The sequence below is a fragment of the Acinetobacter ihumii genome (assembly GCF_900625095.1).
In the GTDB taxonomy this organism is placed as follows: domain Bacteria; phylum Pseudomonadota; class Gammaproteobacteria; order Pseudomonadales; family Moraxellaceae; genus Acinetobacter; species Acinetobacter ihumii.
The window spans coordinates 1,758,962-1,785,008 of the sequence record NZ_LR130760.1 but is presented as its reverse complement, the minus strand read 5'-3'; the positions used below and the strand labels follow the sequence as shown (position 1 = coordinate 1,785,008).

The window sequence follows — 26,047 nt, the reverse complement described above, 5'->3', positions numbered from 1 at the left end:
TAACATTTTTTACCTAAAAGCGCGCTAATTTGATAGAATTAGCGCGCTTTTATGCATTATTCTTTGTCAAAATCTTCAAATTTGTAGTGGGTGTTCAATGGAACCTATGGTGGTCATGGCTGCGCGTGCAGCTCAAACAGTTGGTCAAGAGCTTTTAAAAGCGCATCAGAATCGTCATAAGCTCGATCTACAAGTTGAAGAAAAAGGCATTGAAGGTCCAGTAACACGTGTTGATCGTTACTTGGAACAACTCACTATTGATACCTTACGTAAAAGTTATAAGAACCACAGCTTTCTAGGCGAAGAATTTGGCCTGCAAGAAGGCAAAGGTCACGATGCCGATTGGTGTTGGGTGATTGATCCATTAGATGGCACACAAAACTTTATCAATGGTTTCCCTCATTTCTGCATCTCAATTGCTGTGCAACATAAAGGTATTACCCAACATGGGGTAATTTACGATCCAGTCCGCGATGAATTATTTTCAGCTAGCCGTGGTCGTGGTGCGGTCATGAACCAGCGTCGTATCCGTGTGAATGTCCGTGATAGTCTGGAAAATACCTTTTTAGCGGTTGGACATCCGTATCGTGCCAAACGTAATGGCGAAATCGTGTCTTATGCAGAACAACATTTTGCTGCCTTATTGGCGGTGACTCAAGCGGGCGCACATATTCGTCGTGCGGGTTCTGCTGCATTGGACTTGGCTTATGTGGCAGCTGGTCGCTTTGATGGTTTCTTTGAAGTGGGTTTAAAACCGTGGGATATCGCGGCAGGCGAGTTAATTGTTAAAGAAGCAGGCGGTGTGGTGGTTGATGCACGTGGTGGTAACGACTCCATGGAAAATGGTCAGGTTCTGGCATCTTCACTGAAAATGTTAAAACCTTTGATGCAAACCGTAGTTCCAGCTTGGGGCGAAATGGCGAAATAATTTTTATCGTATTCGCTGATTTATTTTAAGGAATCGTATTATCACGATTCCTTTTTTTGTTTTTAAATAAAGTGAAGAAAGATAAAAATTGAAAGATGACTAAAAATAAAGTGTTCATGATAAATGCTCCCCAATAGGGTGGGGTATGCATCGCACCTAATCCTGCTAATAAAAACAACATAATAGCCACTAGCGTACAAATAAAATAAGAAATAAAGGAATGCTTTGTGGTGAATGCTGAAAGTTTAAATAGCAGAATCACAATAAAATAAATCGAAAAAATGGCACAGGTGAAAAGAACACCTTCGGTAGGATAGGCCTGAATTTTATCTGGTTCATGGGATAAGACGTGGTGATTTGGATGTCGACCTTGATTCATAATATTTAAACATCCCAATAACCAAAAGATTAGAATCGACTGGTTTTGCTTAATGAAGTTAGGCAAGGTATTTTGCTCCCATAAATTTATCGATGAAAAACAGGATGGGGTAAACGATAAAATGACAAATACTCAGCACAGCAAGATTAATAAATAATCTGTACCAATAGGGTGGAGAGTGCATTGCTCCCATACATATCATGTATAGCAAGAAAATAATGATGCAGGATTTGCTAAGGTATTGAGAATAAGTAGCAACATGCTGTGCTAGAAAAATTTTATTGAAAAAAGCATATACATAGTAAATAGAAGAAAGAACTAAGGTTAAAATAACACCATTGATAGGGTAGTTCGTCTGTAGCTCCTCTTTAGCAAAAACACGATAAGGCTTAAAGCCCAGATAAATGATATAAAGACTGGAAAAGAACCATGCTATTAAAAGGAAAGCTCCAGAGTTCAACATATTTAAAATCAGTCGATTGATCTTAAAGAAAGTGATGAGATAATGATTTTTCATAATTTATCGCGGGAAGTATTGTTGGATTTATGCGTCGGTTATTAAAAAAAACTCATTCTACAAAACTTAAACATGCCATTTTTATTATTTTCGTGAAAAAAGGTGACTTTTAAAAACTTTCTGTTATACTCTCGCCACGCACTTAAATTTCCGTTCATTACCTGAACATTCTGTTCTATTCATTGTATGCGCACGCTGTCCATAGAGAGGACCATATCTTGCGCCCCAATCGCTCAGCGATTCTTCAGGTTGCGGCCGTAATCATGCGTGCGTATAGTCCACATCGTCGTTATTCGGATTGCTGCTGAATATCAAATTATTCAGGCTAAGATGCCGTGCCGCCTTTTGTCGATGTCCATATTTGTATTTATTAAAATGGAGCACCCATCAGGGTGAGACTCTCTATGAGCAAAACTTTTGCCGATTTCTCTCTACATGAATCTTTACAACAAGCACTACAGGATCTTGGGTTTACTTCACCAACTCCAGTGCAAGAACAAGCGATTCCAGCCGCTATTGAAGGTAAAGACCTTTTAGTCTCTAGCCAAACAGGTTCTGGTAAAACAGCAGCATTTTTATTACCAACATTACATGCACTTGCGGGTCAAGACACTTTTGTGCCATTTAAAGAGCGCATGAAAGCAGTGACTCAACCGAATATCTTGGTGATTTCACCTACTCGTGAATTGGCTCAACAAGTGAGTCAAGATGCCATTGCATTTGTACGTCACATGAAAGGTGTTCGTATTGCTGCAATTATGGGCGGTATGCCATTTGCAAAACAAATTCAACAATTAAAAGGCGCGCAAGTGGTTGTTGCCACTCCAGGTCGTTTGTTGGATTTAGTAAATCGTCGTCAAATTAAATTAGACAAAGTAGATGCGTTGATTGTCGATGAAGCCGATCGTATGCTTGATCTTGGTTTCTCTGAAGATCTTGAAGCGATTAATGAGTTGGCTGCAAACCGTAAGCAAACGCTAATGTTCTCTGCGACATTTGCTGATCGTATTATTCGTCTTGCTGAATGCATGATGCAAGATCCAATGCGTATTGCGATTGAAACAGGTCATTCAACCAACACGGACATTACCCAGACTTTACACTGGACTGATGGTTTTGAGCACAAGAAAAAATTGTTGACTCATTGGTTAAGCGATGAAAATCTAGATCAGGCTGTTGTTTTTGCAAGCACGCAAGAAGATACCGATATGCTTGCTGAAGAGCTTGCAGAAGCGGGTCATTCAGTGGTTGCGCTTCATGGTGCGATGCCACAAACCGTGCGTAACCGCCGTTTACGTAGCATTCGTGAAGGTAAAGCTAAAATCTTGGTGGCAACTGACGTTGCTGCACGTGGTTTAGACGTACCGACCATTTCTCACGTGATTAACTTTGGTTTACCAATGAAACACGAAGACTATGTACACCGTATTGGTCGTACAGGTCGTGCAGGTCGTACTGGTCAAGCGATTACTTTGGCGACTTATCGTGAGCGCGGAAAAATCCGTGCCCTTGAAGATTATTTAGAAGCACGTTTAAGTGTGTCTGAAATTGAAGGTTTAGAGCCATCTCCACCTCCTGCACGTTCAGGTCGTGATGGTGGTGGTCGTGGCCGCAGTGGTAATGGCGGTGGTCGTCGTGACGGTGGTCGCGGTGGTTTTGGTGGCGGTCGTCGTTTTGAAGGCGAAAGCAACTTTAAACGTCGTGATGGTGGTCGTGGTGAAGACCGTCCACGTCGTAGCTTTGATGATAAGCCACGTGGTGAACGTCCTGCATTTGGTGGTGAAGATCGTCCGCGTCGCGAGTTTAATTCAGATCGTCCACGTCGCGAAGGTGGTTTTGATGACCGTCCAAAGCGTAGCTTTGGTGGCGAAGATCGTCCACGCCGTGAAGGTGGCTTTGGTGATCGTCCAAAACGTGATTTCGGTGACCGTCCAGCGCGTCGCGAAGGTGGTTTTGACGACCGTCCAAAACGTAGCTTCGGTGTTGAAGACCGTCCACGTCGCGAGTTCAATTCAGACCGTCCGCGCCGTGAAGGTGGTTTCAATGATAAACCGCGTTTCGATGCCAATGATGACAACCGTGGTAACCGCGTAGATTATAAACCACGTCGCGAAGGTGGCTTTGGTGATCGTCCGAAACGTGATTTCGGTGATCGTCCAGCGCGTCGTGAAGGTGGTTTTGGTGACCGTCCACAACGTTCATTTGGTGAGGATCGTCCTAAACGTAGTTTCGGTGGTGAAGATCGTCCAAAGCGTTTTGGTGAAGACCGTCCACGTCGCGGTGTAAACGAAGAAAGTTTTGGTCGTGACCGTTCACGTAAAAATGATCGTTAAGACCACATCGATTTAATCGTAAAAAAACCGATGCCTAGGCATCGGTTTTTTGTTGTAATAAATTTTACATAAAAGATATAATATGTGAAACAGTTCAAATTTATTTGGTATGAAACAAGATTTCACAACATGGCTCAAAAATAAATTGCGTGGTTTTAACCTACCGCAACTTTGTGCGGTGCTGGTGATTGGAAACGCGCTTTACTTTTCATATAGTTTTTATTTAGAACAGCACAATCTTTCAGGCATAAATGCATCACAACCTGATCAAAATAATCAAATTCAATTGACCAAGTAATTGGTCGTTTCATTGTTAAATGACAAGAATCCAATGCACATTCAATGCTATATTATGCGAGCTTAAAATATGCAGGAACAAATACTGCGATGAATAATCCAACACTTTCGACGGCTCAGGCATTGATTGAAGTAAAAAACCTGAGTTTTAATCGTGGAGAGCGTGTCATTTATGACAATGTTGATTTATCCATCCGACGTGGTCAAATCACAGGCATTATGGGACCATCAGGAACAGGTAAAACTACATTGTTACGTCTCATCGGTGGGCAATTAACCCCTGATCGTGGTGAGGTTTTACTCGATGGTAAAGACATTGCGAGTATGTCTCGTCAGGAGTTATTTACAGCTCGGGCGCGAATGGGCATGTTATTTCAAAGTGGCGCATTGTTTACCGATATGTCGGTTTATGAGAATGTTGCGTTCCCGATTCGTGCGCATACGCATTTACCTGAGCATTTAATTGCAGAACTGGTGGGCTTAAAACTGGAGTCTGTTGGTTTACGCGGTGCAGAGCAATTAATGCCTAGCGAGCTTTCAGGTGGTATGAATCGAAGGGTTGCATTGGCACGTGCGATTGCACTTGATCCTGATTTAATTATGTATGACGAACCCTTTGCTGGCCAAGATCCGATTGTAAAAGGTGTGTTGACGCGTTTGATTCGTTCATTACGTGAAGCCTTGGATTTGACCACGATTATTGTCTCACATGATGTCGCAGAAACGCTGGAGATTTCCGATTACATTTATGTGATTGCTGAAGGAAAAATTCAGGGTGAAGGTACACCAGCACAATTGCAGGAAAATGCTTCGCCATTCGTAAAACAATTTTTAACAGGCTCTGTTGAAGGTCCTGTTGAGTATCAATTTAGTCATCAGGCTTATTTAAATCACGAGGTACATCCATGAATGCAATTGCATGGTTAGGTAGACTCGTTATTGAACGGATCAGAGGGATTGGTGTTGCCACCACCATGTTGTTGCAAATTATCTTCTCTCTTCCTTCTGCTGGTGGTTTTGGTCGCTTTGTCTATCAGATGTATCGAGTAGGAGTCATGTCCTTACTGATTATCGCAGTTTCAGGCTTGTTCATCGGTGCAGTGCTAGGCTTGCAGATGTATAACATTCTGGTCACTTTCGGTAGCGAGGCGATGTTAGGCACAGCCATTGCGCTTACTTTGTTGCGCGAGCTGGCACCTGTGGTTGCGGCTTTGTTATTTGCAGGTCGCGCTGGTTCTGCCTTAACGGCTGAAATTGGTCTTATGAAAGCCACCGAGCAACTTTCCAGTATGGAAATGATTGGGGTGGATCCACTCAAACGTGTGGTTTCACCACGTCTATGGGCGGGTATTGTCAGCCTGCCAATGCTTTCTATTATTTTTGCTGCGATTGGTATTTTTGGCGGGAAAATTGTTGGGGTTGATTTTTTGGGTGCCGATGACGGGTCGTTCTGGAGTGGCATGCAAAGTTCAATTCAGTTTATGCACGATATTTTTAATGGAACCATTATTAAAAGTATTGTTTTTGCACTGATTTGTACATGGATTGCGGTGTATCAGGGTTATGCCTGTGAGCCGACATCAGAGGGAATAGCGACATCCACAACACGTACCGTGGTGTATTCTTCGCTGTGTGTTTTAGGTTTCGATTTTGTGTTGACTGCGGTCATGTTCGGAGGTGTTTAATGAAGTCACGTACTAGTGAGCTGGCCGTCGGTATATTTGTCATTATCTTTGCTGTGGCGTTGTTCTTTCTGGCAATGAAAGTCAGTGGTCTGGTCGGCACCAACCTGAATGAAAGCTATAAAATGACGGCCAATTTTGACAACGTCAATGGTTTAAAACCACGCGCAAAAGTGACCATGAGCGGTGTTACCGTGGGACGAGTTGAGTCGATTACACTTGATCCTGTGACGCGTTTGGCAACGGTGAATTTTGATCTGGATGGTAAATTGACTTCATTTAATGCCGAGCAGTTAAAGACCGTTGAGAAAAATGCACTGGAAGAATTGCGGTATAGTTCAGATTACACACAAGCAGATCCAGCAAAACAAAAAGAAATGGAACAGCAACTAATCGCTAACATGAAATCCATCACCAATATCGATGAGGATGCTTATATCATGGTAGCGACCAATGGTTTGTTGGGTGAGAAATACTTGAAAATTGTACCGGGTGGTGGATTTAACTATCTCAAACGTGGTGAAAGTATGAGTAATACTCAAGGAACCATGGATCTTGAGGACTTAATTAGCAAGTTTATTACAGGTGGTGCAAACAAGACATCATCAGATAGCACAGCACAAAGTTCGGATGAGTCGCAACATGCGGCAGCATCAAATGATGCAACTCCTTCTTTTGTTGAATAATTTATAGGAGCGATTCTAGTGAATACATTGTTTAAGCAAACCCTTACAGCCAGTGTGCTATCAACACTTATTGCAGGCACTGCGTTTGCAGCACCAAGTGAAGCACCGCCAGCATTTATTAAACGTGTGGCAGATAATTTTATTTCACGTTTACAAGCTGATCATGCCAAGCTGCAAAATAACCCGGCAGCCGTGAAAGCGATTGTGCGCCAAAACCTTGATCCGTACATTGACTCGCAGGCGTTTACCCGTATTGTCATGGGTACTTATGCGACTAATCAGAACAGTACAGCAGCTCAACGCGCTCAGTTTGAAAAGAACTTCCGCGAAACCTTAATTGAAAACTATGGTACTGCGTTCGCTAAATATAGCAATCAAAGCTATAGCATGCGTCCTTACAAGGAAACGGGCAGTCGTAATCCTGTGGTGACTATTGATTTTAATAACAAGGGTGAGAAAATTCCGGTATCTTTCCAGCTTGCTGATGCAGGAAGCCAGTGGAAAATCCGTAACATCAATGTGTCAGGTATCGATTTAGGTTTACAGTTCCGCAATCAGTTTGCCTCAACTGTACAACGTAATGGTGGAAATCTGGATAAAGCAATTGCTAACTTTAAACCAGATGCAGATGCTGCTGTAAATAAAAAATAAGTGAAGGTTTACTGTGATTGAAATCGTCGATCAGCAATTAAAGGTCTCAGGAAAGATTGATTTTGACAATGCGCAAATTGTTTATCAGCAGGGTTTGCGCTTGATTCAACAACATCAACAATTTCCTTTGGTGGTGAATTTGAGCCAACTGCAACATGGCAGTACATTGGCGTTGGCGGTACTGGTGCAGTGGCTGCGCAAAACACCCGATGCCAAAGGACTCCATTTTCAGGATGTTCCTGAAAAGATGCTGAAGATTATTCAGTCTTGTCATTTACAGGATGATTTGACTTTGTTACACAGCTAGACCTGTTTCAATAAAAAAAGCACCGAAATCTCGGTGCTTTTTCATATGTAAAATTTTAGACCCATTTTTTCCAGCGGAAATACATCATTGGCCCAATAAATGAAACGGAAATAATGAGGGCGACGATTAAAAAGCTCATCGCGCCATGTGCAAAAGGTAATTCCTGCGTGTTCATTCCATAGATACTGGCAACCAGCATGGGTGGCGCAAGCATACTTGGTAAAATCGAGAATCGACGAATGGTATCGTTCTGTTCGGTATTAATAAATCCAGAAGTGGTATCGAGTAAGAAACGCACTTTTTGGAAAAGAAAGGCATCATGTTCGACCAGTGAGCGGACATCTTCACTTAATTCGCGAATATCGGCATCATAAATATGACTACCTAGCGCACGTGGACGTGCCAAGAAGGTCAGTACGCGACGTAAATCAATCAGACAAAGCTGTGCTTTCCCTAAAACGTCTTCTTGTTGTGCTAGACGGGTAATCATGTCATCCAGATCTAAAATCTTTTCACGATGATGATTGTTCAATACTTCAGTGGAGTACTTTTCCAGATCCTTGTGGATATCTTCAAGGATATCCGCAAGTTCGTCCAGTTTGGCTTCAAGCAAACCGAGTAAAATCCACGTCGGATCTTTGTAATCCATGTCGTAGTCGTTACGTCGCGCACGGGCACGAAAAGCGCGGAACGCCACCAGTTTTTCACCCCGTAAGGTAAACAGACGTTCTTTGTGCAAAATAAACGCAACGGTTTGTACGGTCGCTAATATATGACTGGTGTCTTCATTGTCACCATCGACCTGATAATTTTTATTTTTCGTTAAAAAATAGGTGCTGATATGCAAAATTCCATCGTCATCGCGGTAAAATCGGGCAGAGGATGAAATGTCTTCGAGTGATTTTAGGGTGGGGAGATTTCGATCATAGGCATCAATCACCCATTGTTGCTCTTCCTGAGATGGCGCAATCAGGTCAATCCAGACTAAATCAGCATGCAGGTCGAAGCCGCCATTAATGGTTGCATCTTCAAGGCTACCGCGCTCTGTGGCGTAAAAGGCTTCAAGCATTATGTCTTTTCTCCTTTGCGCAGTATATGTAAATTTGATGGGTGTATTTTAGACAAGGATTCACGGAAAAACACTCGTTGTTGTCATTTTTTATGAAAAAATCTTGCTTAAGCTTATATTCTAAGCATGACAGCTTCAAAACATGGTTAAAAAGTTTATGAATTCGATTTGTATTTTTTGTGGTTCAGCAGTGGGTACAGATCCGCTATTTTTACAGGCAGCTCAAATGACAGGCGAGACCATTGCCAAGCAAGGGAAAACACTGGTCTATGGCGGTGGTCGGTCAGGATTAATGGGCGTAGTTGCAGACAGTGCCTTACAGGCAGGTGGATGTGTCATTGGTGTGATTCCAACTGCATTGGTTGATCGTGAATTGGCACATCCACACCTGACTGAATTGCATGTGGTTAAAAATATGCATGAACGTAAAACCAAAATGGCTGAATTGTCTGAGGGTTTTATTGCACTCCCCGGTGGAGCAGGCACTCTGGAAGAAATTTTTGAGCAATGGACGTGGTCGCAACTCGGTATTCATCAAAAGCCGTGTGCGTTTTTAAATGTTCAGGGTTTTTACGATGAATTGCTTAAAATGATTCAGGGAACTGCCGATAAAGGATTTACTCAAACCCGTTTTGTTGAAAAATTGATTGCATCGGATCAGATTGACAACATTTTAAATGCATTTGAACATTATCAACCTGCCACACCAAAATGGGGTGCACAGGCTGAAGTACAGCCCTAAATGTTGAATGTTTGGTTGATTGTATTGAGAAGAATGTGAATATCATTACTGTAGCGGCTGCTATTATTTTAAATGAAGCCCACGAATTGCTGGTGGTGCGTAAGCAAAATACGCGAGTATTCATGCAGGTGGGTGGCAAATTGGAAGAGAATGAACCCCCTGAACAAACCATGATTAGAGAAATTAAAGAAGAAATTGGTTGTGACATTCAGATTGAACAGTTTATTGGTCGATTTGAAACGCCGACAGCCAATGAGCCTGATCATCTGCTGATCAGTTACCTTTATCTGATTCAGTTACAGCAACAGCCCAAAATTGCGGCTGAAATTGCTGAAATGAAATGGGTTACATTGGACGATAACGTAACAGCTTTGGCTCCTCTAACTCGCGAAGTGGTTATTCCGTGGTGTCATCAACATTTAGCATACTACTGACGTGCTGTTGTGCCGCCGCAACGCAACAGGCATAGATATGTTGACAGCCGATTTGCCGTAACACCTGAGCCAATGCATGAATGGAGCTGCCTGTGGTCACCACATCGTCAATAATCAAGACTTTGCGATAGCGGAGTTTAGGACGATGGGGCAGGATAAATTGTTGTTCGATGCCCTCAATTCGTTCCAGCCGATTGAGTCCTTTTTGTGAATGTTGCTGCTGTCTTTGGACAGGTTGCCATACAGGCACCTTTAGTTTTTTGCTCAATTGCTGAGCCAACAACAAAGACTGATTATAACCACGTTCAATTAATCGTGCTTCCGAGATCGGCATAGGCACAATGGCATGTACTTTGGGGAGTTGAAGCTGATCCACTAGTTGTTTTAAGAGTGGCTGATAATGCAGTTGTTGCTCATATTTAAATTGCTGCAAGATTCGATCGATTGGATATTGATAATGACACGCCACCATGATGCTTTGTTCATGGCGTTGAATATTTTGTTTGAGCCATGGCAGGTTCTGCCAACAATTTTGACAAAGTAAATAATGTTTCAGGCGTGGGCTGGATTCGCAAAGACGACATGGCAAAAGACGTTGTTTAAGGCTATGTACAGAGCCTTTAAACAGATTATACATAGGCATAGCGTGGTGCTTCTGGTAGCCAGCGTTTGAGCAAAGCCTCTGCCTGCGCTGGATAATGAGTAAGTACTTGCTGCGCGACATAATGTGCCTGTGTCAGCAAATGATCATCTCGCTCCAAGCGAGCCACCCGAAACCCCATATCTCCTGTTTGTTTGGTGCCGAGTAGCTCTCCCGGACCACGAATTTCCAGATCTTTTTCTGCAATCACAAAGCCATCATTGCTTTCTCTTAAAATGGACAAACGTTCATGTCCATTTTGCGACAGCGGTGTTTTATACAGTAGGGCACAAAAACTGGCAGTTGCACCGCGTCCCACTCGACCACGTAATTGATGTAACTGGGAAAGTCCGAGCCGCTCTGCATTTTCAATGACCATGATTGAGGCATTTGGAACATCGACTCCTACTTCAATGACAGTAGTGGCAATAAGCAGTTGTAATTGATTGTCTTTAAAAGCCTGCATCACGCTTTGCTTTTCATCGGCTTTCATTTTGCCATGCACCAGTCCAATATTGAGCTCAGGAAAGCGTTGTTTCATCTCCTGATAAGTTGCCTCAGCCGCCTGTGCATCTAAGGTTTCAGACTGTTCGACCAATGTACAGACCCAATACGCTTGTTTACCTTCCGCACAATTACTGGCAATACGAGTAAGTACTTGTTCACGCCGATCCAGTGGAATAGTCACAGTTTGAATTGGGGTACGACCCGGCGGTAATTCATCAATAATCGATGTATCCAGATCACCATAGGCACTCATTGCTAGGGTGCGAGGAATTGGGGTGGCCGTCATGACCAATTGATGCGGCGTGAGTTGATCACTTCCTTTATTTCTAAGTGCCAGCCGTTGATCCACACCAAAACGGTGTTGCTCATCAATAATCACCAGTCCTAATTGAGCAAATTCAACATTGTCTTGAAACAATGCGTGTGTGCCAACCACCAATTGTGCAGTTCCGTTTTTAATTTGTTGTTCTGCCAGCGCGCGTGCTTTGCCTTTTTGTTTGCCTGAAAGCCATGCCACTTCAATACCTAATGGTTCAAACCAGCGCTTAAAATTTAAATAGTGTTGCTCTGCCAAGATTTCAGTCGGTGCCATCAGTGCGACTTGCCATCCAGCTTCTAGCGCATGACATGCGGCCACAGCAGCAACCAAAGTTTTACCTGCTCCGACATCACCTTGTACTAAACGTAACATCGGTTGTTTTTGTTTTAAATCGGTGAGGATTTCTTTTGAAACTCTTTTTTGTGCTTGTGTCATTGCAAACGGGAGTCCAGCCAATAAGGCTTTTGCTAAGGTTTGACTGGCACTAAAGCTGGGCGATGCAATTTGTCGGATGTACGCGCGTCGAGTGAGTAAACTGACCTGATGGGCCACTAATTCTTCAAAAATCAGACGCTGCTGTGCAGGATGTGAACCTTGCGCCAATTGTTGCATATTGGCATCGACAGGTGGTTCATGAATATAGTGTAGGGCCTGTTTAAGGGCATAACCATTGGTATATTGTTCAGGCAATAGTTCAGGTAAATGGTCGCTGTATTGCTTCAACGCCTGTCTAACGTATTCTCGTAGTTTAGGCTGTGTCAGGCCTTCGGTGCTTGGATAAATTGCAGTCAGTTGGGTTTTGGGTAAGCTTTGCTGCTGAGTCACCACTTCAATTTCAGGATGATAAAGTTCCAGACCACGTGCACCGACGCGAACCTCTCCAAACACGCGCAAACGTTGTCCGCTTTTCAGTTTATCAGTCAGGTTTTTATAAATATGATAAAAGCGTAAGGTGACTTTACCATAATCATCCTGAAGCAAAGCGGCCAAAGATTTACGTTTACCGGGCGGAAACTCCAGCGATTTAACTTCGCCTTCAAGTAAATAACTACGCCCTACTACCAGTTGGTTCATAGGAATACGCGTGCTACGATCTTCGTAATCACGAGGCAGATGAAAAAGTAAGTCATCTGTCGTAAAGATATGAAGCTTTTCAAGAAGTGTTGCTGCGGCTGCGCCTACACCTTGTAGTTGCTGGACTGAAGTCATATTTCTCCACATCACAATCCGCATCATCAGGATCATGCATGCATATTTTATTTATTGGCTATGGTAAAACATCTCAACGTGTTGCCCAATATTTATTTGAACAGGATGTGACTGAATCTGATCAAATTACCACAATTAGTCGTAGCCCGAAACGTGATGTATTTGCACAGCATCTGAGTCAGGATGTTCATTCGCTTCAATTGGATCATCTTGCACCGATTGATCTGGTCTATATTGTATTGGCACCGTCCCAAAGTGGGATAGCGCAATATCAACGGACTTATCTGGATTCGATTGAACCGATTGCACGCGCTTTAAAAGCCCATCCTGTGCAACGGATCATTGTGGTGTCTTCCACCCGCGTATATGGCGAACATCAAGGCGAAAAAATCGATGATGATTCAGGGATTCAGCCCAGTGATGAACAAGGGCAAATTTTGCGTGGCATGGAGCTCAAGTGGCAGGCGTTATATCCTGAGCAGACCGTCATTATTCGACCCTCTGGGATTTATGGCACATCTGTTGCACGTTTAATTAAACTGGCGAAGGACACACAGTACTATCCTGATATTCATTATAGTAACCGAATTCATATCCATGATTTGGCAAGGTTTCTGGCTTATTTAGCCCATGCAAAGCAAGTAAGTCCTTCATATATTGTCAGCAATAATCATCCGTTGCCCTTGCATGAGCTAATAGTGTGGTTTCAACAGCAGTTACAGTTGCCATTGCTACAACTGAATAGCCATAAGCTCTCAGGAAAACAGCTGTATGCGACACGAATGATGCAAACGGGGTTTCAGCTCCAGCACCCTATTTGCTTTAATGACTACCTGATGTGTTTAAAACAACATAGTCAAAGTGAATAATTTAATTAAACTGAAAAATATGGATCACTGTATAACAAAACTGAATTTAAATGGATCAGTGGAAGATATGAAATGATGTATAAAAAAATGTTGGCCAGTGTGTTTTTATTCGGGGGAATCCAGTCATCATTTGCGGCAGTGGACACCACATGGTGTGTCTATGATCCAGCAGGTGTACAGGGCGATATTACGCGTCGTTTAAAGGATGTGGCACTTCAGGCACAACGTGATCAGGTGAATTTACAGTTTAAAGTTTATCAGCGTGAAGCGGAGAGCCTTGCTCAATTTCAACAAAAAAAATGTTCAGGTTTGGTGGCAACCAATTTCCATACACGATCTTATAATGCATTTATGGGAAGTACAGCAGGGGTAGGCTTTATTTCCAATAATAGAACTGCACAAAATTTTATTCAGTTGCTGGATCAACCCGCGCTACGTCAGGCAATGCGACAGGGTGAATATGAAGTAGCTGGATTTATTCCATTAGGCATGGCGTATATGATGCTGAAAACCCCGACCATTTATAAAGTAACTGATCTGAAAAATAAGAAAATTGGGGTTTTGTCTGAACTGGCACCGCAAAGTGCTCTAGTGCGTAGTGTACGCGCTCAACCTGTTGCCTTGAATCTTGATACTGCAATCCAGTCTTTTAAAAACAATCAGGTCGATATCCTGCCTATTCCTATTTATGGTTTATTGCCTTATAACCTGAAAAAAGAATTTGGCGAATCGACACGTGTGATCAATTTTCCAGTGGTATATGCGGGTTTAAACATAGTGATTCGCTCGGCTGAATATCCGGCAAACTTTGGCACTCATTTACGTCAGTGGTTTTCAGAGCAAGCGGGGGTTATGATTGGGCAGGTGATACGCTGGGAAAATCGTTTGCCTGCTTATTACTGGATGGACGTTTCTGCTTCGGAAAGACAAGCGTATGATGTCGTCATTGCCAGAGTTAGAAATCAGTATTCAAAGAATTATTTTTACGATCCACGCTTTGTTAAACTGATTAAAAAATTACGTTGTAAAGATGAACCTCAATATTTTGAGTGTCAGACATGGTCATAAAAATGGCAACCGAAGTTGCCATTTAAATTGAAAAGTCGAATTAAGCTTTTTTACGTTTTAGGCGGCGTTTGGCTTGCTGCGATGCCACTGCATCAAGTGCGGCTTTCAGCTCGTCATCATTAAAAGTGGTAATGTGTTGCAACATTTGCAGCGTTGCCTCATCTAGCACCAGTTTGGCACCTTCTGCCATATTGCTAAAATTACGTTCAAACTCAATCGCGCCTTGTTCATTGGTGCAAATATAACCTTGTTGAGTCAGGACTTTAATAAAGCTCTGGAATAAGGATTTGTCAAAAAATTCGGGTGAATTAAACTCATATAACACGGATAAACGCTGACCGAGTAAATGACTTAAATCTTCAACTTGTCTAACCGAAATATTGCCTGAACCACGTTGGGCAATCAGTGCCAGCGTCATGTAGTAACGTTCCAGACTTTGTTTGACTGGTGCAGCTAAAATGACCAATTGATTATGGTCTTCTGAATTAGGTGCTGGACTGATCAGGTCGCCTTCATGATTTTGTTCAATCAACTTGGCCTTCACCAACGCCTCAGCATACTGACGAATCTGTTCTTGCAGTTGTTCTGGTTTCCATTTTAAGAAGAGTTCAGCTTGTAAGAATGGATATAAAGTATGAATGACATTAATCAGATTTTTCTGACTAATTTTACCATTGTGTTCAACCAACGCAGCAATCAATGAAGGTAATACAAAGGCATGCAGAATATTATTGCGGAAATAGGTCAATAACACAGCTTGATTGTCTTCAATCGCAATAATATCACCTAACACATGTTGTACGCGCTTAATCAGTTTCAGTTTTAAGCCATAAGCAATGATTTCTTTACCAGAAAGAGGAGTGACTTGAACACGTTCATCATAAGGTAATGTGCTAATTAAATGACGATAAGCATCTAATTGTTTAATGCACAGCTCTTCATCCAGCGTATGTTTTGGAGTCGCCAGTAAAATGAGCGACAATAAGGAAACTGGATTGATGACCACCGCACGGTTGATATTTTCCAAAATGGCATGTGCTGAACTGTTAATGGCATCTGACACTTGTGGCGGAATAGGATCATCATTTTTTTCAATTTTGATCTGATCTGCGCCGTGCGCTTTAAGTACATCATCCAGAAAAACAGGTTCACCAAAATTGACATGCACTTTACCGAAAATACGCTCAATTTTGCGTAAAGTTTTAACAATACCAAAGATCGATTCTGCTTCTTTCGGTTTGCCCTGCATTTCCCCGACATAGGTAGAACCTTCCATTAAACGTTCATAACCAATATAGGTCGGTACAAAAACAATCGGTTTGGCACGACCACGCAAATGGCTATGTACGGTCATCGCGAGCATCCCTGTTTTCGGTGGCAGCAAGCGCCCAGTACGTGAACGTCCACCTTCAATAAAATATTCTAACGGCGTATTGCGCGCCAAAATGCTGTATAAATATTCTTTAAATACAGAAGTATATAGTGCATTGCCACGAAATGATCGACGTATAAAGAACGCACCACCACCACGCAATAACTGCCCAACAAAAGGTAAGTTCAGGTTATCGCCTGCTGCAATATAAGGCACCATCAAACCACGACGATAAATCACATAAGACAACAGTAAATAGTCGATATGACTACGGTGACATGGTGTGTAAATAATTTCGTAATCTTTGGCTAGCTCACGCACCGTACTGAAGTTATGTACATCGACACCGTCATACAGTTGTGTCCATAAACGGGTCAGTGCCATATCGGCAAAACGCACCGCGGAATAAGAATAATCCGAGACGATTTCATTTAAATAACCAATCGCACGGCGTTCTGCTTCCAGCATACTGACTTTGCCGCGAATACTTTCACGGCGAATGGCGTCTTGTACATCACGTGATTTGATCAGAGATTCCATCACATTACGGCGGTCTGACAAGTCAGGCCCTAAAACCACTTCACGCTGACCATCCAGATAGTCATTTAAGGTGCTGACAATATAGGTCGCTGGCGATAAATTTGGATAATGCGTCGTGGCGTAATTCACCAGTTGACGCAAGGATTGTGGCTCATGAAACTCGACATAGGTTTGACGACCATGCAAACCAATATTGACCAACTGTTTAACCTTGCTTGGGGTGGCCCATGTGTCAGTAAATAATAGCTTAAACCATGAGTCTTCTTTATCAGGAGAACGACCCCACAGTACCGTCACAGGCACCAGTTCAATGTCATATTCGGGATGATGATCCAAAAATTCAATTAAACGTAATAAGCGCGGTGGAAAGGCATGCGGCGGCGGATTGAGTAAATTTTTTTCATCATGATGTTGCAAAAACAACACCGATGCTTTTTCACGATGCTCGCCCACCACCAACGGGTCTAAGGCAGGTTTGAGCTGTAAACGTCGTGTTTCACCATCAATGACCAAAGCATTGCTGCGTGAATAATTCTGTAATACGTAGCAAACGATTTTGTGCGGTGCTGTAGGCTCAGCCGTTTCGGTTGCAGTGGGCTCAGAAGGAACTTCCCCAAGAACATGTGGTGTTACCACGAGGTCAAGCAATTTACTCGACATGCGTCGATACATTTGACCGAAACCACGCTTGGCCATAACAACTCCTACTCATACAACAATGCATCCATCGGCTGGGATGGAAAATGCGTTTGCGAATTGATGTGAAAAACAATGGGCTATTTTCTGATAATTGAATGAACTACGCCAGTGTTTATCGTTAAAAAACGTATTTTTAATACGAATGGCAATTTAAAAATGTGACATGATAGTCAGCAAATCTATATCGTGATGCTCTGAATTTATGGAAAAATACACTAAATTTGTTCTATAGTTCGCAGTTATATCGATTTTAAATTGCCGACATTTTAATAGGTAGCCCATGAATACATTGACTCAGGAGCTGGTCGAGCTTTTATCCCTTGAAAAGCTTGAAGAGAATTTATACCGCGGTATGAGCCGAAATCTGGTAGGTAAACGCGTATTCGGTGGACAGGTTCTGGGGCAAGCTCTACGTGCTGCATCTTATACAACAGATCGTCCTGCGCATTCGCTACATGCTTATTTCCTCTACGGGGGTGATGTCAATGCACCGATTATTTATGAAGTGGAGCCATTGCGTGACGGACGTAGTTTCGCCAGTCGGCAGGTGCATGCCATTCAGCATGGACGTAAGATTTTTTCTGCAATGGTGTCTTTTGCCTATCCAGAGGATGGTTTAAATTATCAGCCTGAAGAACCTGACTATCCGGCACCCGAAGAGCTCAAATCAGAAAATGAACTGAAAGAAGGCTTGGTCAATTTTCTACCTGAAAATGTACGTGCCAGTTTTATGCGTGATCGACATGTTGAAATCCGTCCGATTGATCCGATCAATCCGTTTCAACCGCAGCCACAAGCACCAAGCAATGCCCATTATTTAAGAACCCATGACCGTATTCCTGAACATCTGGATGATCAGTCTTTACATCAGGCGATTGTCGCGTTCTATTCAGACTTTACTTTAATGACGACGTCTTTAAAGCCGCATGGTTTAAGCTATATTTCTCCTAGTCTGCAATGTGCAAGTATCGATCATGCGATTTATTTCCATCGTGCTGTACGGGCGGATGAGTGGATGCTCTACGATATGGAAGCCACAGTTACCGCTAATTCGCGTGGACTAAATTTTGGTCGCATGTGGCAACATGGTCAGTTGGTTTGTAGTACGACGCAAGAAGGGTTGATACGACTGCGTGAAATTGCCAACAACCAATAATTGAATTTAAACATTTTAAGCCGCAATCATGCGGCTTTTAGATTTTTGATAAGTCGATTGCTTAAAAAAATAATTCGATTCTGAATATAACTCGTGTCATAGTGAAAAAAATCAAAAAACATGAAACGATCATGATGAGTTTAAACACGCAGATTCTAGTTGCAGCGATATTGGGTATTGCCTTTGGTTGTTTATTAAATCTTTACCCAGACACGGCTTTTTTTGATCATAGTATTTATGGCTTGGGCATCGTGAGTAGCATTTTTATTGGCTTGCTAAAAATGCTGCTCATTCCTCTAATTTTTTCTTCGATTGTGGTTGGCGTTTCTAATTTACAAGCCAGTGGTCAATTTGGACGAGTTTGGAAAATTACCGCGCTGTGCTGTTTGACCACTACAACCTTGGCACTGATTTTGGGGATTAGCTGTGCGCACTTGTTTGGGGTTGGTAAAGGCATGGACATCTCTATTTTTAGCGATGCCATGAGTAATCATCAAGCCCCAGATCAGTTATCGCCTTCAGCTTTTTTTACTAATTTTATTCAAAATACCCTGATTAATCCATTCAAAGCATTTAGTGATGGCAATGTGCTGGCCGTGGTGGTATTCGCCTTATTTGTCGGGGCAGCTCTGATTAAAGGTGGAGATCGTTTTCAGTCTGTGCGTGTGCTGAGTCTTCAATTTTTTGACATTATGATGATGCTGGTGGGTTGGGTTATGAAGCTCGCTCCGTTGGGGATTTTGGCTTTACTTGCTAAGTTGATTGCAACTGAAGATTTAAAAATTTTAGGGAGTCTGGCTGAATTTGCCTTAGTGGTCACGGGAACTACGATTTTCCATGGTGCAGTGGTCTTGCCGCTATTACTCTGGATATTTGGCAAAATGAATCCAGTGACCTTTTTTAAAGGAACACGTTTGGCACTGATTACAGCTTTCGCCACCAGTTCCAGTTCAGCCACCATGCCACTCAGTATGAAATGTGCTCAGGAAAACCTGAAAGTTCGTCCCCAAACGGCGGGCTTCGTAATTCCGCTTGGCACACAACTCAACATGGATGGGACGGCACTTTACGAAGCCGCCGCCGCTTTATTTATTGCCAATTTAGTTGGAATGGATTTAACCCTGACTCAGCAACTGATCGTGTGTTTGACTGCGATGATTGCATCACTCGGAGCACCTGGCATTCCGAGTGCGGGCATGGTGACTATGATCATGGTATTACAGTCAGTAGGCTTGCCTGCTGAGGCAATTGCGATTTTACTGCCGATAGATCGTCTTTTGGATACCGTGCGTACTGTAGTCAATGTACAAGGGGATATGATGATTAGTGTGGTGGTCGACCGCTATACCCAAGCCAAGGACATAGATTAAATCCATCAAACATAAAAAATGAGTTGTAGTTCACTTCAATCAAAAAAGCAAAAGCGATGTATCACTTTTGCTTCTGTGAAGATGAAGTTTTGCGGTGTTATGCTGCGTTGAGTAATGCACGTTTTGCCGCAGGTGACTGATTCAGATAGCGAACCGCATCTTCAGTGCTTCCTTCTTTGACTGGATCATACCATGGCATTAAATAATCAATTTGCTGTGCGACTAACCAGATTGGATTTGGTAAAATCTGGTTGTCTTTTCGCCCTTGTTTATACCATTCCAACCAGACCCAAGGTCGCCATAAACTTGGATTTTTATCTGCAAAACGTGGGTCTTGTTTCATAATATGAGCAGCGCCATCCACCCATAAACCAAGCACCACTGCAATCACAATCACACTCAAATAATAACGCGCAATATAGCCGCCACCCAAATGGCGATATAAATCAAAAGCCACCGTACGATGTTCTATTTCTTCTGCGCCGTGCCATTTGATCAGGTCGATCATTTCAGGGTCAGCACCCAATGCATGCCATTTTTCATTATAAAGTGCATATTTCCCCAGTACACAGGTCATATGTTCTACCGTAGCAATGACGCCTAAACGAAATAAGTCCCATTGTTTTTCCAGTACTTTAGGAACTTCATAATCCAGTGGCTGATCAGCAAGTAGCTTAGTGAATAAAAAATTCATAATGTCTAAGTTACGTTGAATATCGATCTGGCGCGCGGATAGATATTCTTTATTTGCTGAGGTATGGGCATTGGCATGCATGGCTTCCTGACGAATAAACGCCTGCACATCCTGTTTTAATTTTTCATCGCTAATTTGCGGAAGGACTTTGTTATATAAACGACAAAACCAGAACTCGCCTGCGGGCAAAATATTATTAATTTCATTGATGAAATAACTGGCAAAAGGCTGCTCGGGAATCCAATCAACAGGGGTTTCTTTCCAGTCAAATTTTACTTTACGTGGCTGAATACGATAATCAATGGAAGAGCCAGGCAATTGACGCTTTAAAAAAGACAAAATACTCATAGGTTTACCTTAAGACGTTCATCTGAGAACGATTGGCTGTTTTTTTGAGTATAAAAAATGCCCCTGTATTTTTCTTTGCAATACGGGACATTCCATTGTCAATAGGTGATGAAATGATACAAATTCAGTTGGATTAATCTATTTTTTGATCAATCTCATGATTCTCTAGGTCAGTGGCAAGATCATCATCCACATCATCTTCACTGGCTTCTGCAATCTGGGTTAAATCAAATTCTGGCTCATGGTCTAGCGTGTAATTTAAACGTCCTGCCATCACGCTGGCGAGTTCTTCCAAACCTTGTTTATTTAAGGATGAAAATAACTGAATCGAAAAATTCAGTTTCATTTTCTTGAGTTGTTGTTTAACGTCTAACAAGGCTTTATTGGCAGGCCCACGATTTAATTTGTCTGCTTTGGTCAATAAGATATGCACAAACAGTTTACGCGAATGTGCCCATTCCAGCATCATGGTGTCGAAATGCTGTAACGGATGGCGAATATCCATGAGCAATACCAAACCTTGTAAACTTTGGCGATGGATCAAGTAATTTTCTAATTCTTTTTGCCAGACTCGTTTCATATCTTCAGGAACGGCGGCATAACCGTAACCGGGTAAATCGACCAGACGTTGATTAGGATTGCCCAGACTAAAAAAGTTAATCATCTGGGTGCGTCCCGGTTTTTTTGATGCACGAGCCAGTTGTTTTTGATTGGTTAAAGTGTTGATGGCACTTGACTTTCCGGCATTAGAGCGACCAGCAAAGGCAATTTCATAGCCTGTATCTTCAACACAGAGTGCGAGCTTGGGTGCACTCATTAGAAACTCAGCTTTACGCAGCCAATTCAGGGATTTCACTGCATATTCAGTAATTGCAGGATCAGCCTTTTTCTCATAACTAATTTTTTGTTTGGGTGCGAGTTTGGCCTTGGTGTCTTTGGATTTCGCATAGCGATGCATAGAGCTTAACTTTTACAATGTGAAGATACAAAACACATTATAAAGGATGAGATCGATTCACGCGAATTTTAAAATCAACACGTTCAAGCTATCAATTTATATTGAGCAATTCAATTGGAGAATGAGTTGAAAAAGTGGCAGGTGTGGCTAAAGCATCTGCCAGCGTATATTGATCAAGTGACTGATAAAAGCTGTGTAACGCCTGATCCAAAATTCCTTTTAAGCCACAATTTACGCGTAAAACACAGGGAGGATTATGACATTCCACGATTTGTTGATCCCCTTGTAAAATACGCACAAGATGACCCAATGTTAATTCGAGTGTTTGAGGGTTTAATCGGATCCCACCACCTTTCCCACGCGTGGTTAAAATCCATTTTTGTTTTCCCATAAAATGTACAATTTTGACCAAATGATTTTGAGACACATGCAAATCCTGGGCGATTTCTGCAATGGTATATGGCATTTCATGGGGGCGTGAAATGTACATTAATATACGTAAAGCATAATCGGTAAATTTATTGAGTTGCATGTTGAGCTAAATACCAGAAATCTATCAAGATCATCTTAGCCTGAAAGTTTCCCGAAGGAAACTCCAGACCTGCATCAATCAAAGCTGACTTCAGGAGTCTCTATGCATTCAGCTTAGCCCTTGAGTGGGGCAGAAACAGCCAATTCGTCACCCACTCGATAGTGAGTTAACAGAATATTGGCGACATCGTACTCGCTATGTTCAGGTTGTGATTTGACCAAGAAACCATATTGTTGAGCTGTGTCTTGAACCGAGCTAAATATAAATTGTTGGGGCTGATCAATACCTTTAGCTGGAACATGCACTTTGACCGAGATGTATTCACCAGATTTTGCAACAGGAATGAGCTGCTGATCGGCTGCGGAAATGATGAAAAATTTACCTTCAGGCTGTTGTTCAATTGAAACAATCTTAAAATTACGCCAGCCCGCCCAACCACCATTTTGTGCAGCCAACTGATCATATTTTTGTTGTTCAACCCCAATCAAAATATCCGCTAATTTTAAATATGCCTGCTTCCATGCTTCGATTAAATCCGATTCAAAGGGAACATTTAAAACTTCACTGATCGAGTGCAATAAGTTTTCACCCACAATTGCATATTGTTCGGGTTGAATATTCAGGCTGACATGTTTGTTTGTTATATGTTCAACTGCTTTGGCTAATTTTTCAGGTGTTTCAATAAATTCTGCATAAGCTAAAACTGCTGCGGCTAGGGCACGTGGTTGACGTCCTGTCGTTTGATGATCCAGATTAAACACATTTTTCAACTCAGGATGATTATTGAGCATGCGATGATAAAAGTAACTGGTGAGCGTCACGCCGTGTTCGCGTAGTACAGGGACAGTTGATTTTACGAGTTCGATTTGTTGTGGTGTCATGGCGAGACCTGTGATCTGGCTTATAAGATATATTTAAAATACATTTTATAAAGTGTATTTGCAATATATCTTTAACTCTTTCATTCAAACCTTTGAATCGGAAAAATATTTGAGTATATGGTCAACACACTGCTCAAGTAGCGGATCAGTTTCTTTCTTCCACAACAACACCACAGAAGAAAAATAGGGTTCATTGTCGAGTTCAATTAAACGGACGTTGTGAGGAAGTACACTTTCAAAGTCTTGGGGGACAATGCATATGCCCAGATTTTGAGAAACTAACTGTAATTGGCTAATTTTTCTAGAACGAATGAAGGCGGGTTTTGGTGAAAAACCATGACTTAAACATAAATTGGCAGCGAGATAACTTAAGCCTCCGCGCTCATCATGTGGAATTGAAACAAAAGGAACATCTTTTAAATCAGTTAGCTTCACTTTTTGAGGGTTGAATTGTTCCTGTTCCATGCACATCGCAACACAAAGTTGACTGCTGTAAATTATCTGATGATTTAGTTTTTCGAGAGAAGTTAAAACAGGTGGACGGATAAATCCGATATCGAGGCTACCATTTTCGATCGCTTCAATTTGTAATTCTGAAGCCAGCGTTTCAATCTCAATCTCGATTTGATGTTGAACACATAACTGCTTAAATAGATTTAGTTTTTCCTTATTGAGTATGACGCTACTCGAATGTGCAATTCTAAAGATACGTCCTTTACCTTTAGCCAGATTCTGGGCAGAGAGAATTGTATTATGAAGGGCAGAAAGTTGTTTCTTGATATCTCGATAAAATTGATCGCCAGCAGTAGTTAACTTTATTTTTTTCTCACTCCGATCAAAAATTAAAAAGCCAAGTTCATCTTCTAACAACATAATTTGTCTACTTAAAGCGGATTGAGCAATAAATAATTGTGCTGACGCGGCACTGAAACTTCCAGTTTCTACGATAGTTATGAAATAGTGGAATTGCTTTAAAGTAGACATATCTAAAAATAAGATAGGTAGGCGATTTTTCTATATTAGATCAGATCAAATAGTTTTTATATGCTAAATCCTAAGAAAATGTTAGGACAATTGCATGCGCAATAAAATTTTAGTTATGGCTTTAATACTCATGATTTTTTTACTCGCGAATCAATATGACAGATCCGTATTCAAGACGTATCGACAGGCATCTAATGAGGCTGCGCTTCAATACATAGACTGATTGATCGGTTAAAACAAAATAATCAAAGTCAATAGGCACCTTTAATGAAAAGCTTTGTGCTTTAAGTTTAAAGAAGCCTACTGTCTAATAAATAATGAGTTAGCGTTTACCAAACAAAGAACCCAATAAGCCGCGAACAATTTTTTGTCCTGTCGGGCCGCCTAGACTTCGCGCAGCACTTTTCGCAAAAGTGCCAATCACGTCCTGCGTCAGTTTGTCTCGTTCTCGTTGCGCTTTTTCATCGGCTTTTTGCTGTTCTCGTGCTAGACGTTCCTGTTCTTTGGCTTGTTGTTTTGCAAAAGCTTCCTGTTGTTTGGCTTGTTCAGCAGCTTGAGCTTCTAGTTGTTGCTGATTCGCATTTTCGCTGACTTTTCGTTGTAGCATTTCATAAGCACTATCCCGATCAACGGCTTGTTCATAAACACCTGCCACAATACTCTGCTGCATAAATGCCTTGCGTTCTTCAGGACTTAATGGACTAAATGCCGAATAGGGCGGCATTATCCAGCCACGTTCTACAATCTGCGGCGTACCTTGTTCATCTAAAAAGCTAATCAGTGCTTCACCCACTGCAAGTTCAGTAATGGCTTGGTCGACTTTAAATTCAGGATTAGCACGAAAGGTCTCGGCTGCGGTCTTAACTGCTTTTTGATCTTTGGGGGTAAATGCACGTAAGGCATGTTGAACACGATTGCCCAGTTGTCCTAACACTGCTTCTGGTATATCGAGTGGATTTTGGCTAATAAAATAAATCCCCACGCCTTTGGAGCGAATCAGCCGAACGACTTGCTCAATTTTTTGCTGTAGGGCAGGGCTGGCATTGTCAAATAACAAATGTGCTTCATCAAAGAAAAACACTAGTTTCGGTTTGTCTAAATCACCAACTTCAGGTAGTTGTTCAAACAACTCCGAAAGCATCCACAGTAAAAAAGTCGCATAGAGTTTGGGGGTATTCATCAATTTATCAGCAGCTAATAGATTGATGTAGCCATGACCATTGCTATCGGTCTGGATAAAATCTAAAATATTTAAACTGGGTTCACCAAAAAACTGTTCACCGCCCTGATCACCCAAAGCCAGTAAATTACGCTGGATGGCACCTAAGCTAGCAGGGGATAAATTGCCATATTCTGCTTTTAAATCAGCAGCATTTTCACTGACATAACTGAGCATGGCTTTTAAATCTTTAAAATCCACCAGCAATAAGCCTTGATCATCAGCAATTCGAAATACCGCAGAAAGCACACCTTCCTGTGTATCATTTAAATTCAGCATTTGTGCTAAAAGTAGCGGACCAATTTCAGAGACTGTGGTACGAATCGGATGGCCTTGTTCACCAAATAAATCCCAAAAAATGGTCGGTGAGGCTGCAAAAGCAATACTGTCTATGCCTAACGATTGAATACGTGCATCAAATTTTGGATTGTCACTCCCTGCTTTGGCAATACTGGATACATCCCCTTTGGCATCGGCTAAAAAAACAGGAACGCCAATACGGGAAAAATTTTCAGCCATGACTTTTAAGGTGATGGTTTTGCCTGTTCCCGTTGCACCTGCAATCAACCCGTGACGATTGGCAAACTCTGAATGTAAAACAATATCCTGATGGATATCAGTGGTTTTTTTAGCAATGACAATTGGTGTACCCATACT

25 protein-coding genes are annotated in these 26,047 nt (G+C 42.0%); 14 read left to right on the top strand and 11 right to left on the bottom strand.

The window, feature by feature from the left end; translation table 11 throughout:
- Positions 1–97 precede the first annotated feature (97 nt).
- Positions 98–928 carry an inositol monophosphatase family protein gene (locus E0D95_RS08415; protein ID WP_130803435.1) on the top strand — a complete coding sequence of 277 codons (831 nt, stop codon included), beginning with the start codon at positions 98–100 and terminating at the stop codon, positions 926–928.
- 437 nt (positions 929–1,365) lie between these two features.
- Here E0D95_RS08415 and E0D95_RS08410 read toward each other — a convergent pair whose 3' ends face one another.
- Positions 1,366–1,824: a hypothetical protein gene (locus tag E0D95_RS08410; RefSeq protein WP_130803434.1), complete on the bottom strand. Its 459-nt coding sequence runs from the start codon at positions 1,822–1,824 to the stop codon at positions 1,366–1,368.
- A 404-nt stretch (positions 1,825–2,228) separates the two neighbouring features.
- Between E0D95_RS08410 and E0D95_RS08405 the strand changes: the two genes are divergently transcribed.
- From E0D95_RS08405 to E0D95_RS08375, 7 genes are all read left to right on the top strand, one after another.
- Positions 2,229–4,157: a DEAD/DEAH box helicase gene (locus E0D95_RS08405; RefSeq protein ID WP_130803433.1), complete on the top strand. Its 1,929-nt coding sequence runs from the start codon at positions 2,229–2,231 to the stop codon at positions 4,155–4,157.
- A gap of 109 nt (positions 4,158–4,266) precedes the next feature.
- Entirely contained in the window at positions 4,267–4,455 is a 189-nt protein-coding gene (locus E0D95_RS08400) for a hypothetical protein (RefSeq protein ID WP_130803432.1), read from the top strand.
- Positions 4,456–4,544: 89 nt separating this feature from the next.
- Positions 4,545–5,363, top strand: a complete 819-nt coding sequence (locus tag E0D95_RS08395; RefSeq protein WP_130804869.1) for an ABC transporter ATP-binding protein — start codon at positions 4,545–4,547, stop codon at positions 5,361–5,363.
- A complete protein-coding gene (mlaE, locus tag E0D95_RS08390; protein ID WP_130803431.1) occupies positions 5,360–6,139 on the top strand; it encodes a lipid asymmetry maintenance ABC transporter permease subunit MlaE in 780 nt (259 codons plus the stop codon). Before E0D95_RS08395 ends, mlaE begins: the two co-directional genes overlap by 4 nt.
- Positions 6,139–6,822, top strand: a complete 684-nt coding sequence (locus E0D95_RS08385) for an outer membrane lipid asymmetry maintenance protein MlaD (RefSeq protein ID WP_130803430.1) — start codon at positions 6,139–6,141, stop codon at positions 6,820–6,822. The genes mlaE and E0D95_RS08385 overlap by 1 nt, the downstream gene beginning before the upstream one ends.
- Before the next feature lie 18 nt (positions 6,823–6,840).
- Complete coding sequence (locus tag E0D95_RS08380) at positions 6,841–7,473, top strand: MlaC/ttg2D family ABC transporter substrate-binding protein (RefSeq protein ID WP_130803429.1); 633 nt, start codon at positions 6,841–6,843, stop codon at positions 7,471–7,473.
- Between the two features lie 13 nt (positions 7,474–7,486).
- The gene (locus E0D95_RS08375) at positions 7,487–7,780 is read left to right on the top strand and encodes an STAS domain-containing protein (protein WP_130803428.1); all 294 of its coding nucleotides are present in this window, start codon (positions 7,487–7,489) and stop codon (positions 7,778–7,780) included.
- 55 nt (positions 7,781–7,835) lie between these two features.
- On the opposite strand, the gene E0D95_RS08370 is transcribed toward E0D95_RS08375, so the two are convergent.
- Positions 7,836–8,849 (bottom strand): CorA family divalent cation transporter, encoded by a 1,014-nt coding sequence (locus E0D95_RS08370; protein ID WP_130803427.1) that lies wholly within the window; start codon positions 8,847–8,849, stop codon positions 7,836–7,838.
- A 157-nt stretch (positions 8,850–9,006) separates the two neighbouring features.
- On the opposite strand from E0D95_RS08370, the gene E0D95_RS08365 reads away from it, so the two are divergent.
- On the top strand, positions 9,007–9,591 hold the full coding sequence (locus tag E0D95_RS08365; protein ID WP_130803426.1) for an LOG family protein: 585 nt from the start codon (positions 9,007–9,009) through the stop codon (positions 9,589–9,591).
- A 35-nt stretch (positions 9,592–9,626) separates the two neighbouring features.
- Positions 9,627–10,025 carry an NUDIX hydrolase gene (locus E0D95_RS08360; protein WP_130803425.1) on the top strand — a complete coding sequence of 133 codons (399 nt, stop codon included), beginning with the start codon at positions 9,627–9,629 and terminating at the stop codon, positions 10,023–10,025.
- Here the strand turns inward: E0D95_RS08360 and E0D95_RS08355 are convergent.
- Both E0D95_RS08355 and recG read right to left on the bottom strand, forming a co-directional pair.
- On the bottom strand, positions 9,988–10,668 hold the full coding sequence (locus tag E0D95_RS08355; RefSeq protein WP_130803424.1) for a ComF family protein: 681 nt from the start codon (positions 10,666–10,668) through the stop codon (positions 9,988–9,990). The two genes, E0D95_RS08360 and E0D95_RS08355, sit on opposite strands and share 38 nt — an antisense overlap.
- Positions 10,655–12,700, bottom strand: a complete 2,046-nt coding sequence (recG, locus tag E0D95_RS08350) for an ATP-dependent DNA helicase RecG (protein ID WP_130803423.1) — start codon at positions 12,698–12,700, stop codon at positions 10,655–10,657. Before recG ends, E0D95_RS08355 begins: the two co-directional genes overlap by 14 nt.
- Positions 12,701–12,738: 38 nt before the next feature.
- On the opposite strand from recG, the gene E0D95_RS08345 reads away from it, so the two are divergent.
- Both E0D95_RS08345 and E0D95_RS08340 read left to right on the top strand, forming a co-directional pair.
- Complete coding sequence (locus E0D95_RS08345) at positions 12,739–13,569, top strand: Rossmann-fold NAD(P)-binding domain-containing protein (RefSeq protein WP_130803422.1); 831 nt, start codon at positions 12,739–12,741, stop codon at positions 13,567–13,569.
- A gap of 75 nt (positions 13,570–13,644) precedes the next feature.
- Positions 13,645–14,637: a putative solute-binding protein gene (locus E0D95_RS08340; RefSeq protein WP_130804868.1), complete on the top strand. Its 993-nt coding sequence runs from the start codon at positions 13,645–13,647 to the stop codon at positions 14,635–14,637.
- A gap of 40 nt (positions 14,638–14,677) precedes the next feature.
- Here E0D95_RS08340 and plsB read toward each other — a convergent pair whose 3' ends face one another.
- Complete coding sequence (gene plsB / locus E0D95_RS08335) at positions 14,678–17,245, bottom strand: glycerol-3-phosphate 1-O-acyltransferase PlsB (protein ID WP_130803421.1); 2,568 nt, start codon at positions 17,243–17,245, stop codon at positions 14,678–14,680.
- Between the two features lie 283 nt (positions 17,246–17,528).
- Between plsB and E0D95_RS08330 the strand changes: the two genes are divergently transcribed.
- The gene (locus tag E0D95_RS08330; RefSeq protein ID WP_130803420.1) at positions 17,529–18,404 is read left to right on the top strand and encodes an acyl-CoA thioesterase; all 876 of its coding nucleotides are present in this window, start codon (positions 17,529–17,531) and stop codon (positions 18,402–18,404) included.
- A 134-nt stretch (positions 18,405–18,538) separates the two neighbouring features.
- Positions 18,539–19,774 carry a dicarboxylate/amino acid:cation symporter gene (locus E0D95_RS08325; protein WP_130804867.1) on the top strand — a complete coding sequence of 412 codons (1,236 nt, stop codon included), beginning with the start codon at positions 18,539–18,541 and terminating at the stop codon, positions 19,772–19,774.
- A gap of 97 nt (positions 19,775–19,871) precedes the next feature.
- Here E0D95_RS08325 and E0D95_RS08320 read toward each other — a convergent pair whose 3' ends face one another.
- The 6 genes from E0D95_RS08320 to E0D95_RS08295 form a co-directional block, all read right to left on the bottom strand.
- Complete coding sequence (locus E0D95_RS08320) at positions 19,872–20,816, bottom strand: metal-dependent hydrolase (RefSeq protein ID WP_130803419.1); 945 nt, start codon at positions 20,814–20,816, stop codon at positions 19,872–19,874.
- A gap of 133 nt (positions 20,817–20,949) precedes the next feature.
- Positions 20,950–21,774: a ribosome biogenesis GTP-binding protein YihA/YsxC gene (gene yihA, locus E0D95_RS08315; protein ID WP_130803418.1), complete on the bottom strand. Its 825-nt coding sequence runs from the start codon at positions 21,772–21,774 to the stop codon at positions 20,950–20,952.
- Between the two features lie 91 nt (positions 21,775–21,865).
- Positions 21,866–22,306, bottom strand: a complete 441-nt coding sequence (locus tag E0D95_RS08310) for an RrF2 family transcriptional regulator (protein ID WP_130803417.1) — start codon at positions 22,304–22,306, stop codon at positions 21,866–21,868.
- A gap of 113 nt (positions 22,307–22,419) precedes the next feature.
- The gene (locus tag E0D95_RS08305; protein WP_130803416.1) at positions 22,420–23,187 is read right to left on the bottom strand and encodes a globin domain-containing protein; all 768 of its coding nucleotides are present in this window, start codon (positions 23,185–23,187) and stop codon (positions 22,420–22,422) included.
- Between the two features lie 84 nt (positions 23,188–23,271).
- A complete protein-coding gene (locus tag E0D95_RS08300) occupies positions 23,272–24,171 on the bottom strand; it encodes a LysR family transcriptional regulator (RefSeq protein WP_130803415.1) in 900 nt (299 codons plus the stop codon).
- Positions 24,172–24,493: 322 nt separating this feature from the next.
- Positions 24,494–26,044: a helicase HerA-like domain-containing protein gene (locus E0D95_RS08295; protein ID WP_130803414.1), complete on the bottom strand. Its 1,551-nt coding sequence runs from the start codon at positions 26,042–26,044 to the stop codon at positions 24,494–24,496.
- Between the last annotated feature and the right edge of the window lie 3 nt (positions 26,045–26,047).